14 protein-coding genes are annotated in these 15,090 nt (G+C 33.2%); 2 read left to right on the plus strand and 12 right to left on the minus strand.

The window, feature by feature from the left end; all coding sequences use genetic code 11:
* Positions 1–22: 22 nt before the first annotated feature.
* A complete protein-coding gene (locus ACKPCA_RS04315; RefSeq protein ID WP_321281615.1) occupies positions 23–1,540 on the minus strand; it encodes a M28 family metallopeptidase in 1,518 nt (505 codons plus the stop codon).
* 174 nt (positions 1,541–1,714) lie between these two features.
* Between ACKPCA_RS04315 and ACKPCA_RS04320 the strand changes: the two genes are divergently transcribed.
* Positions 1,715–2,434 (plus strand): protein-L-isoaspartate(D-aspartate) O-methyltransferase, encoded by a 720-nt coding sequence (locus ACKPCA_RS04320; RefSeq protein WP_321281616.1) that lies wholly within the window; start codon positions 1,715–1,717, stop codon positions 2,432–2,434.
* Between the two features lie 14 nt (positions 2,435–2,448).
* Here the strand turns inward: ACKPCA_RS04320 and ACKPCA_RS04325 are convergent, their stop codons facing one another.
* From ACKPCA_RS04325 to ACKPCA_RS04345, 5 genes are all read right to left on the minus strand, one after another.
* A complete protein-coding gene (locus ACKPCA_RS04325) occupies positions 2,449–2,952 on the minus strand; it encodes a hypothetical protein (protein ID WP_054718104.1) in 504 nt (167 codons plus the stop codon).
* A gap of 18 nt (positions 2,953–2,970) precedes the next feature.
* The gene (locus ACKPCA_RS04330; RefSeq protein ID WP_054718107.1) at positions 2,971–3,363 is read right to left on the minus strand and encodes a DUF302 domain-containing protein; all 393 of its coding nucleotides are present in this window, start codon (positions 3,361–3,363) and stop codon (positions 2,971–2,973) included.
* 26 nt (positions 3,364–3,389) lie between these two features.
* Positions 3,390–3,884, minus strand: coding sequence for a hypothetical protein (locus ACKPCA_RS04335; protein WP_321281617.1), 495 nt, complete (start codon positions 3,882–3,884; stop codon positions 3,390–3,392).
* A gap of 125 nt (positions 3,885–4,009) precedes the next feature.
* Positions 4,010–6,844, minus strand: coding sequence for a TonB-dependent receptor plug domain-containing protein (locus ACKPCA_RS04340; RefSeq protein ID WP_321281618.1), 2,835 nt, complete (start codon positions 6,842–6,844; stop codon positions 4,010–4,012).
* Positions 6,837–7,235, minus strand: a complete 399-nt coding sequence (locus ACKPCA_RS04345) for a BlaI/MecI/CopY family transcriptional regulator (protein ID WP_054718117.1) — start codon at positions 7,233–7,235, stop codon at positions 6,837–6,839. Before ACKPCA_RS04345 ends, ACKPCA_RS04340 begins: the two co-directional genes overlap by 8 nt.
* A gap of 326 nt (positions 7,236–7,561) precedes the next feature.
* On the opposite strand from ACKPCA_RS04345, the gene ACKPCA_RS04350 reads away from it, so the two are divergent.
* The gene (locus ACKPCA_RS04350; protein WP_054718119.1) at positions 7,562–8,035 is read left to right on the plus strand and encodes an aminoacyl-tRNA deacylase; all 474 of its coding nucleotides are present in this window, start codon (positions 7,562–7,564) and stop codon (positions 8,033–8,035) included.
* Positions 8,036–8,206: 171 nt separating this feature from the next.
* Here ACKPCA_RS04350 and ACKPCA_RS04355 read toward each other — a convergent pair whose 3' ends face one another.
* The 6 genes from ACKPCA_RS04355 to ACKPCA_RS04380 form a co-directional block, all read right to left on the minus strand.
* Positions 8,207–9,187 (minus strand): N-acetylmuramoyl-L-alanine amidase family protein, encoded by a 981-nt coding sequence (locus ACKPCA_RS04355; RefSeq protein ID WP_321281619.1) that lies wholly within the window; start codon positions 9,185–9,187, stop codon positions 8,207–8,209.
* A gap of 68 nt (positions 9,188–9,255) precedes the next feature.
* Positions 9,256–10,122 (minus strand): DUF4249 domain-containing protein, encoded by an 867-nt coding sequence (locus ACKPCA_RS04360; RefSeq protein ID WP_321281620.1) that lies wholly within the window; start codon positions 10,120–10,122, stop codon positions 9,256–9,258.
* Positions 10,123–10,132: 10 nt separating this feature from the next.
* Entirely contained in the window at positions 10,133–12,718 is a 2,586-nt protein-coding gene (locus ACKPCA_RS04365; protein ID WP_321281621.1) for a TonB-dependent receptor, read from the minus strand.
* A 136-nt stretch (positions 12,719–12,854) separates the two neighbouring features.
* Positions 12,855–13,316, minus strand: a complete 462-nt coding sequence (locus ACKPCA_RS04370; RefSeq protein WP_321281622.1) for a hypothetical protein — start codon at positions 13,314–13,316, stop codon at positions 12,855–12,857.
* A gap of 112 nt (positions 13,317–13,428) precedes the next feature.
* Positions 13,429–13,962: a DUF3575 domain-containing protein gene (locus ACKPCA_RS04375; RefSeq protein ID WP_321281623.1), complete on the minus strand. Its 534-nt coding sequence runs from the start codon at positions 13,960–13,962 to the stop codon at positions 13,429–13,431.
* A 115-nt stretch (positions 13,963–14,077) separates the two neighbouring features.
* Positions 14,078–15,055: a FecR family protein gene (locus ACKPCA_RS04380; protein WP_321281624.1), complete on the minus strand. Its 978-nt coding sequence runs from the start codon at positions 15,053–15,055 to the stop codon at positions 14,078–14,080.
* Between the last annotated feature and the right edge of the window lie 35 nt (positions 15,056–15,090).

Consider the following 15,090-nt stretch of genomic DNA (forward strand, 5'->3'; position numbering starts at 1 on the left):
ACTTAATGTGAATGCTTATAATTTACTCTTGATTAGCCAATTCTATAGCTGTAAGAAAAATTAAACTACTTACTTTTTTAATGGCTTCATAATCTATTTTATCTGGAGTATCTGTGGTTTTGTGATAATCATTGTGTAATCCATTAAAATAAAAGATCGCAGGTATGTTTCTTTTTACAAATGACGCTTGATCAGATGCAGAATAGAGAAAATTATCTGCAGTATCGTAGGAATAATCCAATTCGAGTTTTGGATATTGATTGTTTATACTATCAGTAATTGATTTAAGCTTTGGGTACAGATCATTTGCACCAAGTAGGTATACAAAATTAAGGTTCTCATGGCGGTTATCCTTTCTACCCAGCATATCAATATTTAAATTGGTTTTAATGTTGCTGTGAGGAAAAGTATTAGACTCTACAAAATATTTTGATCCCAACAGGCCTTTTTCTTCACCGGTAAATGCAGCAAATACAAAACTTCGCTTTAGTTGTAAACCAGCATCTACAGCTTTTTTTAGTTTTCGGGCAACCTCCAACAAGGTTGCAGTTCCCGATGCATTATCATTTGCTCCGTAATATATTTTTTGTCCATTCATTCCAATATGATCGTAATGAGCGGATAAAACGATGTATTCATCCTTCTTCTCAGTTCCAGGAATACAGGCAATTACATTTTCCGTTGATTGCAAATTGTACTCGTTTTGAAGTACTACATCAATTTTTAGTTTTTCATCGTTTTTTATTTTGAAAGGACTACCATTGATACATTTTTTAAGATCTTTTACTTTTACCTTTAGGATTTTAGCAACAGCTTTAGCACTAATAGGGCCTTGATAAGTACTCAGCATTCTATTATACCTGTTATATTGTTCAGGTTGAGCTAGTGAATCGAAAGGAATATTTAAAGGGAATCTTTTTGGGTGTAAAATTTGTCTCCTACTAAACATGTTTTTTTGTCTTTGCATAACCGTTTGAATCTGATGAGGATTCAGCGGATTACAGTAAAAAACGATATTACAATTGGTTTTATTAATGATATCAAGAGCCTTTACAGGACCAGCATATAAATTGGATGTGAGAAACAATACTGCCTTATTGGATAAGTCTTTGTTTGTATACGAGCTATCAGGTGCTGTTCCTAAATAAATTAAATCAAGATCATCTGCTTTAAAACTTTTGTATCCAGATAATGCAAAATCTTCGTACTCGCTAAGTTTTTTTCCATTGACAGAAAGATTTAGACCTGGAACTGTTTTGGAGTAGATTGAAAAGTTTTGAAAATAACTCAAACTATCGGTTTGCATTTTGTAGCCAATTAAGCCTGCTTTTTTGAACTGTTTGTAGATGTATACAGCTGCCAATTTTTGACCATTCTTGGCTGTTTCTCTACCTTGCATTTTTGCTGAAGCCAATTCATATACATCATTTTTGATGTTTTCTGCCGATATGTTTCGAGAAAAATCGACAATATTGAATTGTTGTGCGATTAGTTTAATTGAAATAAGAAAACAGATGGATAGAATTGTAAACTTCTTCATATTATAGCGCTTTAAAGAGACAAAGGTCAATTGTGAATTTAATAAAATAAATCTCCTTTTTAGTACATCTGCGATAAAAGATGCATGCAAGGACATTTCGATAAGCACTAATAAAGTCGTAAATTTATAGTATACAACTAATAAGGTATATTTCAATATCAAAAATGGTATAAAATGAACTTTAGTTTAATATACGGTTTGGTTTTGCTTATTACTGGTATTGTTATTCCTGTGAGACAAAATGTTCAGAATATGGATTTTAAAGAACAGAGGTTTAAAATGGTGGCTGAACAGATAAAATCCCGGGGAATAAATGACTCGGAAGTAATTAAAGCCATGCAAAAAGTACAACGGCATTTGTTTGTGCCCCATTATTTGCAGAAGTATGCTTATCAAGATCGCCCATTGCCAATTGGACATGGACAAACTATTTCACAGCCATATATTGTTGGATTAATGTCTCAATTGTTAGAGGTAGAAGAAGGAGAGAAGCTATTGGAAATAGGAACAGGATCAGGTTATCAGGCCGCTATTCTTGGAGAATTGGGTGGAGAAGTGTATAGCATAGAGATTGTAAAACCATTGCAAAAAAGAGCAGCTTTTGTTCTGGATTCTTTAAACTATGAAAATGTTAATACCCGATATGGTGATGGATATTTAGGTTGGCCGGAAAAAGCTCCTTTTGATGGCATAATTGTAACTTGTTCGCCAACAAAAATACCACAAGCTTTGATTGATCAGTTGGCTGAAGGAGGCAAGCTTGTGATTCCTGTTGGCTTAAAATATGTGAAAAAATTGGTTCTTCTTGAAAAGAAGAAAGGCGAAGTGATTCAACGCAATGTTATACCCGTTAGGTTTGTACCAATGGTTGATGCAGATGGAAATATATATTAACCAAAATTAGTTTATCAATTTGATTTCTTATAAATCCCTTGAAATTGAACATTCCAACTCTTCCCACTATCCGTAGTTGATTCCCAAACTTGTTTCACATTGCCGTTTGTTAGCTGTGTCCATGTTATTCTGTGTTTGGAGTTTGGTTCACCCATATTAGAGTCTAAGCCACTGGTAAGAACCATTTTTCCATCGGAAAACTCACCTGTAAGAAGAAGGTTGTTACCATTCTTATCAATCCATATTTGGTGCCATTTGGCTGTTTTTGGATTATAGAAACTGTAACTGGTACCGGTAAAATTTTCTTTCTCAGAAACCCAATTCTCCTGAATTACATTTTTATTTTGGAGAAATACGATTTTATTCTTGCCAACTAAATTTTCTTCTGTATAAACATCCCAGTCACCAACCCAAAAGTCAAACTGGCGGGTTGGATCAACAGGTTTATTTTCTTTTTGTGCGATGATAGAACTGGGGATGCAAATAACAACAATAATTAAAATTAGAAATGATTTCATATTTAAGATTTTTGATTGTTATTCATCAAGATAGGTAAGACTACGCTCCAGTTTCTTCTTTAGCTCGATAGCAAATGGCTGCAATTCTTCGTTTTCAATTACATTAAAAGCTGCCGTAGGATCCATAATTGAAATATCTACATGACCATTATCCTGCTCAATTACTGTAATATTACATGGCATCATTATTCCAATTTGATCTTCAACTTGGAATGCCTCGTAGGCAAATGTTGGATTACATGCACCAAGAATGCGATATTTTTTAAAATCAACATTAATCTTTTCTTTCAACGTTGCAGTCACATCAATATCTGTTAAGATTCCAAATCCTTCTGTTTGTACAGCTTTGGTAATTCGTTCAATAGCATCATCGAAGCTAAAGTTTGTACTTCTTTTAATATAGTAGCTCATATTCTAAATTTTAGGTTTGTAATTGGTTATATATCATGTTTAAATCGATCTGTTTGAAGTCCCTTTCTTGGAGACATATCACATACTTTAAATAAAGTCCATATTAATATAGGAAATGATAGGATTCTAACATATCCTAGAATGGGTTCATATTCTGGGCCTAATGGTCCAGGAATGTAATCCATCATCATAAAAATGCTTAAGGGTATAAATAGCGCGAGAAGGATCATTAATAATATGGCAGCTTCCTTGTATACTCTTCGGATTAATAAGCCAACTCCACAAATGATTTGTATAAATCCTGAAATACTGGTGGCCGTATAGGTAGATTTAAAAATAGTTGAGAATAGGTGACTAAAAAATATTGGGAACATAATATGCAAGGCGCCTACGATGATTGCAGCAATACCAAATGCAAAACGAAAGTGTTCGTTTCTGGAAAAAGCTTTTAGATAATTGCTGAATATTGAAACAATTCTAATAAGGATATAGCTTGATAATATCACAAGAATTAGAAGCATGGTTGCATATTTTTATATTCTCATCATCAAGTTACGAATTTGTTATTCTGCTTGCAAATCAGAGTATACTATAAAAAAAGGATCACTTTTTTCGTGATCCTTTGTATAAAATTGATATTGAGTTTTTATTTTTTTAATGTAATCTCAATAGCTCCTTGTTTCCCTTTTTCTCCATACTTGTCAATGGCTGATTTATCCTTTAAGACATTAATACTTTCGATATCCTTGGATTTAATGAAATCCATTTCTTTTCCAGAAATAATCTTACCATCCACAACGTAGATAGGGCTATTTTTTCTTAGCTTTCCCTTAATTTTAATGGAAGTGTTGTCAACATCTTCTTTATTTTTTAGTGAAACAAGTACAACTCCATTTTTACCATTTTCACCAAACTGCTCAATTGCCGATTTATCCTTTAAAACCGTTACGCTTTCGATATCATTTTGTGACAATTTATTTAAGGCTTTTATTGTTGTTTTCTTTCCGTCAACAATGAATAAAGGAGCATCTTTTCCGGAAAAGTTTTCTAAACGAAACTGATTAGACATTTCATCTGATTCACCTTTACTTGTAACAAGCACAACACCATTTTCAGCAGCTTTTCCATATAAGGCAGTGGCCGACTCATCTTTTAATACAGTTACACTTTTATAACTGCTTGAATCAATCTTTTTAAATTGTTCATAATCTACTGGTTTACCATCCAAAATAAAAAGAGGGTTCTTTTCTCCTGAAACTCCTTTTACTTGGACCAAATGCGCTGTCTTTCTTTTATTTTCAATGGTATTAATAATTATGGCTCCGTTTGATGCTTTTTCACCATACAAATCGGTTGCATTCTTGTCCTTCAATATTTCGATAGAATTAATGGTACTTGGCTCTAAAGATTTAAAAGTGTTCTTGTCAATTACTTTTCCATCAAGGACAATAAGTAAATTCTCACCTTCATAAAAACCCTTAATTCTAAAGGATTGATCCGTATTATTTTTTTCTTGTTTGATTTGTTCTTCAAGTTCTTTTCTGTACTCAGGAGTGTTTAGTTTTTCCAAATGCTTTTGAATGCTTTCCCTGCTTCTTTCAAGTTTTTCTTGAAGTTCCATTTGATATTTGGGAGAATTAAATTTTTCAATCTGCTTTTTTATGGATTCTCTTTGTTTTTGAAGCTGCTTTTCAAATTCTCCTGATTCCATTTTTTCAAGATGCTCTTGAAGAGATTTCTTAGATCTTTCAATGTTTTTCTTCAACTGCTCCTTAAATTCTTTGGAATTAACTTTTTCAATTGTCTCTTGAATTCTTTTCTTAATTTCAGCTTTTTCTTTTTCATTAAGCTTTTTGTCAGATTCAATTTCTTTAAGCTCATTGCTTAGTTCTTCCTTCTGAAGTTCTTTTTCCAATTCAAGTTGCTTGATTAAATTCTGACTTGTTAACTCCTCAAGTTCTTTCCTTAATTCAGCTTGCTGCTCTTGCATTTCTTTTTTAATCTGCTCAACATCCAAATCCTTAAGAGCATTTTCCATTTCCAGGCGCATTTTATCAAAGTTCATTTCTACTTTGACATCCTGTAATTCCTGGGCAGCCTTTTCTAACTCAATTTTTTGCTCCTTAATTATTTCGTTTACTTTTTTCTGAAGCCACTCTTTTGATTTTAAAGAATCTTGAGGAAATGCAAAATCAACATCAAAATCCATTGAAACTTCCTCTTCAGAATTCACTTCAGTAAGAGATTCTACTTCTATTTCAGGAGCAATTTCAACTACATCTTCAATTTCTGATTCTACTTCAACAATTTCAGTTGATTCATGTGTCTCATTCGTTTTTTTGTTCTGTCTAGATTTCTTTTTCTTTTTATCAGGTGCAAGGAGCATTGCATCGGATCCATTTTGTTGATTTTGATCTAATACATTAATCTTTGAGAAAAATTGTTTACCAGTGAATGCATTACCTGAAATGGCAAAATTTGAAATCAAAATGAATCCACTAAGAAGAAGGACAAATAAACCACTAAAAACGATTTTATTTGTCTTTTTCGCAGAAGGATTTTGTCTCACAATTCGTTGTACTCGATTAAATAGGTTATTCTTTTTACCTGATAATCCCAATACCAATTCGAATCTTTTTTTTCTAATTGCTTCCATATTATTTAATGCTTTAATTAGGGTTAAGGATTCACCACAAATCTTTACCGCCAGATCATCACAAATGTGTTCTCTTTCGGTATTAACCACAGAAGATAGCCACCAAACAACAGGATGATAGAAAAATAACAATTCTATTATGCCTTGAATAAATTGAAATAAATAATCGTGACGCTTGATATGCGCCAATTCGTGTGCTATAATAATTTCCAATTGATTTTCTGGTATTCCGCTAAGCATGCTTATTGGCAGCAAAATCATAGGTTTAAAATATCCTACTAAGGATGGAGTTTGAACATAGCCAGACTCCAATACTGTAATGTTTTGTTTTAAGTTGAGCTTTTGAATGAGTTTATCGGCAATGATTTGCGTCTGTTTCGATACAGGATAGGCGAGGTGTTTACGTAATTTTATGGTTTGCAAATAATTGAATGTCATATGACATGAAAGAATACAAACGCCAATAATCCAGATGTTCACCATTACAGGAAAATACCTGTCGATATGTAAATTTTCAAAACTAAACTGATTTAGAGTTTCAGGACTACCATTTAGAAGATACAACAGTAGTTCAGGATTTAAACTCAGATCGGAACCATTGCTGTGATTCGATAATGGAAGGTAATGGAAAAATGTAATGGCAAAGCTCACAAATATAAAAGCCAAAGCTAAGCTTGCCACTCCATATCTTAGTTTGGCATTATCTTTTGATATAAACCGAAAAAGAATCCAAACGATAAGTCCAAAAATCACAATTTGCCATACTGAATGCAGGAGGGCCCATCCCAAAGCATCAACCAATTTGTATATACTAAAACTATTCATGGGATTCAGACTTTTGTGATGATTCGATGTCATCAATTAAATTGCGAATTTTATTCAGTTCTTCGGTACTGCATGTTTTATTGCCCAATGCTTGCAATACCATTCCTGATGTTGATCCGTTGAACAGGGTAGATATGAATTTATCTATGAGAAGATTTTTGGTTTCTTTTTCTTCCACAATAGCCTCATAAATATGAGTTCGAGAGTTTTTTTCTCTGCGAAGCATATTTTTTTCCGTCATGATTTGCATCACCTTTAAAGTTGTTGTGTATCCAACATCTCTTCCAGTTTTTAATTTTTCGTTTACAAAACGTACTGTAGACGGACCATAAGTCCATAATACTTGCAAAATTTCTAATTCTGCTTCGGTTGGCTTAATCTTCTTTGGCATTTTGTGGTGAATTCCGTTATACGATTAATTTCGTAGATAAAATTATACGAAAGATTTCGTAATACAAAATATTAGTACGATAATTTTCGTAGTAAGCACTCTTTTTTTATTTTTTTAACATTTGAGAGTTTTGTCTAGATTCTTTATTTAAAACATTTTACCCTTTACTTCCACCTTTTTTTTTTGTATTTTAATAGTTCCCTCTAATGCTTCTAAAATAGGGGTGAAAGTGAGAAAAGAAAGGTATATAACTCATCGGCTTGACCGATTAAAGGTGATGAAGCCTTATGCAGATTGCAAATTTTAAACCATAGAACAAGAACGCTATGCCTATCCGAAAGTTAAAGCAATATTTAGATGAAAGACAGATAAAATATGTTACGATTCGGCATTCTTCAGCTTATACAGCTCAACAGATTGCGGCATCGGCCCATATTCCCGGGAAAATGCTTGCAAAAACTGTAATGATTAAAATAGATGGTAGAATGGCAATGGCCGTATTACCTGCATCTTATTTAATCGATTTTGATTTGTTAAAGCAAATGTTAGGCTGTAAAAAAGTTGAATTAGCTCACGAACAGGAGTTTAAAGATATTTTTCCTCAGTGCGAGGTAGGAGCAATGCCTCCATTTGGAAATCTTTATAACCTGGAAGTTTATGTGTCAGAAAGTTTAGTAGAAGATGATGATATCGTATTCAATGCTGGAACTCATACCGAATTACTCATGTTATCGTATGAGGATTTCCACAATAGTGTTGAACCAGTAGTTTTGAAATTTACACATAAGTGTTACGCTTAGAAATTATATAAATGATTAAAAATAAAAACACTTTTCTTTTCTTACTTTTTATATCATTTATAGAAAAAGAGCTGTTATAAGCTCTATTATCCGTTAGGTATAATGCCGATATAATTTGTTAGCCATTTGAAACAAAATGAACAAATGGCTCATACAAATTAATAATCGATATTACTTTTGTGCCTTATAATCATCAATAACTCCTTCGCAAAGCCAATTAGCCAGAGCTTGTCTGTTATCAGTTTTGGTAAATCTAATCTGATCTCTGTAGTTGTTGATATTCCCAAGTTCGACAAACACCGATGGAGGAGTGGTCGTTTTTAGCATGTACAACCTTCTTGTTCCAATGGTTCCTGTATATTTTCTGTTAGGCTGATATTTTGCGTATTTAACTTTCATCTTTTCCTGAAGCATTAATGCAAGCTTTTTGCCTTTTGCACTATTAGAATGATGATAAAAGTATACATCGGTTCTGTTTCTTTTACTTCTTGAATCGAGATGCAGTATAATTAAGCGCTGATAGGTTCCTGGCTTTTCCTTCCTCGCTAAAATGTTTACAGCAGCTGCTCTTTGTCTTAAGCGTGGGGTCTGTTTTTTGGGAATTACCTGCGATGGATAGCACTTTTCATCTTTATCAGGCTTTAAAAAAGCCGCGTTTCTAATTCCATCATTGTCATCTCTAATAATGAAATGCACCTTGGCACCATGCGATATAAGTTCTTTGCCTAATCTTAAAACAATGTCATAAGCATACTCATCTTCACAAATTTTATTGCCCGATACCTTACCAACAGCTCCAGGATCAGGACCACCATGACCAGCTACCAAGTGAATGACTGCGCCTTCAAGCAAATTGTCTATTTGCTTTACGCTTGCATGCTCTTTTCCAAGAAGCGGAATGGAATAGGTGGAGTATCGCAGTGGTACTTTGTATTTTTTTCCTGCAATTAAATGACCACTTTTTGTGAAGCGCCCTTGGTTTAAGGATTTGAATTTTGCGCTATGTTTGGCTGGAGTAAGTTGATTCCTGTATAAAAAGGCATTGAATCCTTCACCTTTTTTTACAGTCACCCATTTGAAATTTTCTTGTGCAAATATCGGATTCGTTATGTTTAAAATTAATATTATTAAGATAGGAAGGTATTTTGACATTGAAATGAGTTTAAGTGTGGTTCAATAAAAATAAATCAATTTTTAATATAACCCTCAATGTCATAAAATTATTGTTTTGATACAATTTTATAATCCAAAGCATAGCTTGTGAAAATTCCAAATGCTCCTTCAACATTCGAATAGAGATTAGTTTTATTAGAAAATGGCAAATCGCCTTTGTTTTCAAGAGATACAAACGATCTTTCGTAATTAAAATAATCTTCGTTTAGGTGATACAACTCAATTTTATATTCTTGATAATCCACAAAAAAATCATCATTCAAAATATAAAATGAAATCTCAACTTGTGAACTTTCAAAGTTTTCATCGGAAAAACTTCGGCTACCTCGCAGCATATTTTGTTCGAATCCATTATCATTTACATTCAAATTCCCTTCAAATACAATATCGTTGCTATAATATTCAATTACATTCGAGTAATTATTTGATATACCTTTTACTAGTAGCATATAGTAGTCGCTTTGCCTGGCATCATCAGTAAATTTTAATTTAAAAGTGGTTTTGCCTTCTGATACATCATTCAAAAGTTTGATGTCGTTGATTAATACTTTTTGGGGAGCAATGGTTTGTGTTGTTACCTTCTTGAAATTTGGATGAGTAATGGTAATTTGATATTCGGATTCACTCGCCAGATATTGCTCTGGGAGTTCATAAGTGCCATTTTCCCGATAAATGAATTCACCTAATTCCTTATCGTTTTTATATGCGGTAATTGTTGCATCTGAGATGTATTGGATTTCAACAGGAGATCCAACACTCTTCGATAAATTGACCTTAATTAAGCTATCTACTCCAATTAATGAGTTAATTGAAATGATTGGATCAGATTGAGCCGTAGGAAGTTCAGCTTCCTCTTCACATGAAATAACTAGTAATAATAAAATTAAGCTGATTAATAATTTAAAATAATTCATGTTTAAAGGATTAAAATTTATAGGAATAGCTAACACTTGGTATAAATGAGAACAGATTGATTTTTTTTAATTTAGGATCAGTAGATGTACTGTTATCATTAGATACATACATAAAGCTAGTGTTTTTTCTATTGTAAAAATTATAAATACTTATATACCAATATCTTGTTCCATGTTTCTTTTTCTTCATAAAGCTAATTGACAAATCTAAACGATGATAGTCAGGAAGTCTGTAAGAATTTCTTTCTGTATAGACAGTTTTAGTTTCAAATGAGGAAGGATCATAAGGAGATATTGCTGTAATATTTGAAGTTGATAATGTTGCGGGAAGACCTGTGCCATAAGTCCAGAAGGCTGAAAACTTGGTTTTATTGCTAATGAACTGATTGACCTGAATGGAAAAATTGTGTCGTCGATCATAAGGAGAAGCATAGGCCTTACCATTGTTAATGCCTTTAAATCTTACTTTTGATTGAGATAGAGTATAGGCAATGTTTCCATTTGTTTTCCCCAGACTTTTGCTAAGTTCAACTTCCAATCCTTTGCTCCATCCTTTGCCACTTTCAACCATATTTTCCCAGTCAGAGCTAACATCTTGAAAGTATGATGTTCCTTTCAAATCCAGTAAATTTCGACTTAGTTTGTGATAAAATTCGATATTTAGTTTAACCGATTCGTTAAACGAATAATGTGTTCCGGTTGTATATTGGAAAGAATCGATCGGTTTAATTTTTCTGGTTACCGGAAACCATAAATCGGTGGGCAAACTTAAGGTGCTGGTTCTAACCAAATGAAGATATTGTGTCATTTGAGAAAAGCTACTTGTAAATGACCATTTTGGCGTAAGGAAATATTGCAAATTTAACCTAGGTTCAATTGTAGAGTAATAGGTATTATCCACAAAGAAACTACTCCAGCGAGTTCCCATATTAACCAGTAATTTTTTACCAAATCTTATTTGCGCTTCACCATATAAGTTCACTTCTTTTGATTTAATCAATTCATCAGTTGAAATTTCGGAATTGTTATCACTGGTGTTTTTAATAAACTCACTACCAGGTTTGGTGTGATGCAGGGAAGCTTCTACTCCAAATTTTAAATAATGCTTGTAATCAGGGATAAAGTCAAACTCCGTTTTGAATGAGAAATCACGAATACCAGATTTAAATTCATGAATGTAATTTTCCATGTAACCTGAATCATTGGCTTTTTGACTTCTTTTTTCTTTCAACAAAAAAGTGTATCTACTTAAAATCAGAGTAGTGTTGCCAAATAAATGATCGTTGTAAACATGATTCCAGCGTAGTGAGTTGGTAAAATTACCCCAACCTAGTTTATATCTAACTTTTTCTCTAATGTTTGTAGAAATATCTTCAGAGCTTTTTACACTGGCCAAATCACCTCCCCAATAGGTGCTGTAGTATAGTTTATCTCGTTGAGAAAATCGGTGTACAACTTTCCAGTTAAGATCCCCAAAATAGTAGCCGGCATTTACGTTACTATCAGAAAGATCCAGAATCCCGTTAATCAATAGATCAAGATAGGTTCTTCGGATTGACAAGTTGAATGTGGTTTTATCTTTTTTGATTGGCCCATTCAAATTGAACTTTGCAGTAAGCAGTCCCAGGCTATAGCTTCCTTCTAATTTCTTGGTATTTCCATCTTTCATTCGGATGTCTAAAACAGAGGATACTCGTCCTCCATAATGTGCAGGAAAACCTCCTTTAATCAGCTTCACCTGGTTGATAGCATCCTGATTAAAAACAGAATATAAGCCCATTAAATGTGAAGAGTAATAAACGGGAACATCATCCAGTAAAATAAGGTTTTGATCGGGTGAACCATTTCTAATATTCAAGCCACCTAAACCTTCGTTGCTGTTTTGAACACCAGGCAAATGCCTTAAGTTTTGGAACAAATCATTTTCACCAAAAACACCATTTTGGTGCATGTTTTTAGCCTGGAAACTATTGGTGCTAACAAATAAATGATTAATGTTATTTGCCCTCTCGTTTGCTGTTACTTTAACTTCCTGAAGAATGGTTTTGGGTTCCAAGGATATGTTAATGATAGTATCTCTTTCCAATTCAACATCTAAAAGCACCTCTTTGTAACCAACAAAAGAAAATTGCAAAAGGTGAGTTTTGTTTTTTAAGCTTAAACTGTAAAAGCCAAAATTATTGCTAACTGTTCCTGTAAAGTTACTTAGGTTTGCAACTGTTGCATTGATTAACGCTTCACCAGAATTGGCATCACTAATATATCCACTGATTCTGTATTTTCTATCGTAGGGTGGAATGGAGACAATGAAAATTTTACTGCCTTTTGCTTGAATTTTAAAATTCTTCAGGTTGATGGACTGGTGTAAGATATCTATAATGGATGAAACAGAATCGGATAGTTGAACCGGTTTATTGATGTTTAATTCACTGGTAAAACTAAACTGAGCATTTGTTTGGTCTGTAATTTCTTCCAGTAGCTTGGATAATTGATAACTACTTTTGGGAAGACTAATTTTTTGCTGCAGATTGACATTCTGACATTGGGCAGATAGAAAATAGAGCAATAATGAAAAAGTAAAAATAAATTTTACCATAAATTAAAGCGTGTGATTGGTTAAGATGGTAAAATTAAATATTGTCATTATAAACAGCAAAAGGAAGCCCAAAAGGCTTCCAATTAAATGCATTTATTTTGATTGAATATTATAATTTCATTGGCAAGAGGGGAAATTAATTATTATTCACCCTTTTAAAAATGTATCTGGTAATAAATATCCCTTTACCATCGCCTTTACCACTATCACTTTCAACACCACTAGCAACAAATGCCAATTCCCATCCTTCGTTGGTAAGTTTGTTAATTTTCGACGATAGCAATGCATCGTTCGAAGCAATATTCTGGAAATTAATACCTGCAATACTATAGAAGTTTAACAATTTGGTTTCCGAGAACAGGCTTACTTTTGCATCCGATCTTTTCACCGCTTTTTGATTGCTTTTTTTACCATCGGTTCTTTCAGTGGTGAAATCAGCAGCTTCAATTGGATCTTTCTCCTCAATGATTCTTGAACGACCAATTCCCATAGGAACGATAGATTCTACTGATGTAATCACTTTATATTCTACTTTTTGAGCGTTTGATGTTGAGAAAAATCCGAATGCAATTGCTGCAATAATTAATAATCTTTTCATGTATTTTTTTGTTATTATTGTTAATAGGTTAACTAAATTTATGACACAAGTTGAGCCCTTCACTCGAATCATCGAGTAAGCAATTCTTTAATTAATAAGTCTTTGTGATTTTTTAAAATGCGATCCCTAAAGTGATTCCTGCTCGCAAGGTAAAGCCATCCCAGCTACCGGTTTCAAAGTCATCTTCAACACCTGATTTTACATCCAAATCAATATTGGTATAACCAGGACCAAAGAACCATTCGAAGCTAACTCTTTCTTTGAAAATGTATTGCTGACCAATAATTAAACCTGCTCCCAATCCATTCATTTTTGCTTTGTTATGGTTTTCATTTTCCAATTCAAAATGTAAATATCTAGCGTAAGGCGCTACAAAAAAGCCTTTTGGAGCAGGTGAATCAGAAAGATAGAATCTGTATTCTGGTGTAACTCCCCAGCCTCTAATTTGTGTTTCATCCCAGGTTTTACCAGTGTATAGTAATCCCAACTGTAAACTACTATTATCATTTAATTGATGCTCTACAAAAAATGATCCTGTTCGTACCAATGGACTTAGCATATTGGCTTTAACTACTGTTTTTTGTGCCTTTGCAAATGAAACGCTTAGCAATAGGATGAATGATATAAGTGCAATTTTATTTTTCATCTGTTTAAATTTTATTTTTTGGCTAGATGGAACTCTCGATGAATTTAATCATTCTCATGTGTGTATTTTAGAATGCTAAAATTCATGTTCGTTTCATTGTCAATTTCTATTAGATTTAATTATTTCTTTCCGAAATGATGACATGTTTGCCCCTTTTTACCGTTTTTACATTCAGATGCAATTCCAGTTCTGATATCACATCTTTGATATCATCATTGTCGAATATGCTGTTAAATGTCAGCGTATCTATTCTTTCGCATCGGTTTGTAATTTTCACGCCATAATAGTCTTCAATGTATTTAAAAACTACAGGTATTGGCGTCTTGTTAAATCTTAGAATTCCAGTTTTCCAGGCATCAAAATTTGGTTCATCATTTTCAGACTCGGTAAGATGGGAATTGTGTAAAATTCCCTTTTCACCTTTGGTCAGATAAACCACTTTTTTGGTTTGCTGATCTGTTAAACTTACTTTTCCAGACTCAACGGTTACTATGGTTCTTCCATTCTCATCGTTGCGAACATTAAAGGCGGTACCAAGTACTTCAATTATCGCATTTCCAGAAGTGATTATAAATGGTTTGGATGGATCTGATTTTACCTGAAAGTAAGCTTCACCTTCCAATTTTACATTTCGTTTTTTACTGCCAAAATGCTTTGGATAAACAAGTCGGCTATTTTGATTCAAATAAACTTGTGTTCCGTCGGTCAAAAGAACCTGATCTTTGTTTATTTCTGTTTTTTGCTGAGCCAATTTTCCATACCCAGGAGTGGTTTCATAAAGCAACACAAAACTCAATCCAATCAAGAATACAATTGAAGCTGCATAACTCATAAAAACCCTAAGTTTTCTTGATTTAACCGATGCACTACTTTTCGATTTCACCAAATTCCAGTCAGCAGCTACATCAATTTTATCGAATACCTCAATTTCAGAACTCTTTTCCCAAATCTTACGCATTCTATCAAAGGCAGCTTTGTTTTCAGGGTTTGATGCCATCCACTTTTCGAATGTTTCGACATCTTGTTCCGAAGCTTTTTGATTTAAAATGCTTAGTAATATTTGCTCGTCGATATGTTGTTCGTTCTTGTTCATTTTCGCTTTTCTAATAGTAAGACAAATTAGAATAT

Origin of the sequence: Marinifilum fragile, assembly GCF_963677365.1 — a bacterium.
GTDB lineage: Bacteria > Bacteroidota > Bacteroidia > Bacteroidales > Marinifilaceae > Marinifilum > Marinifilum fragile.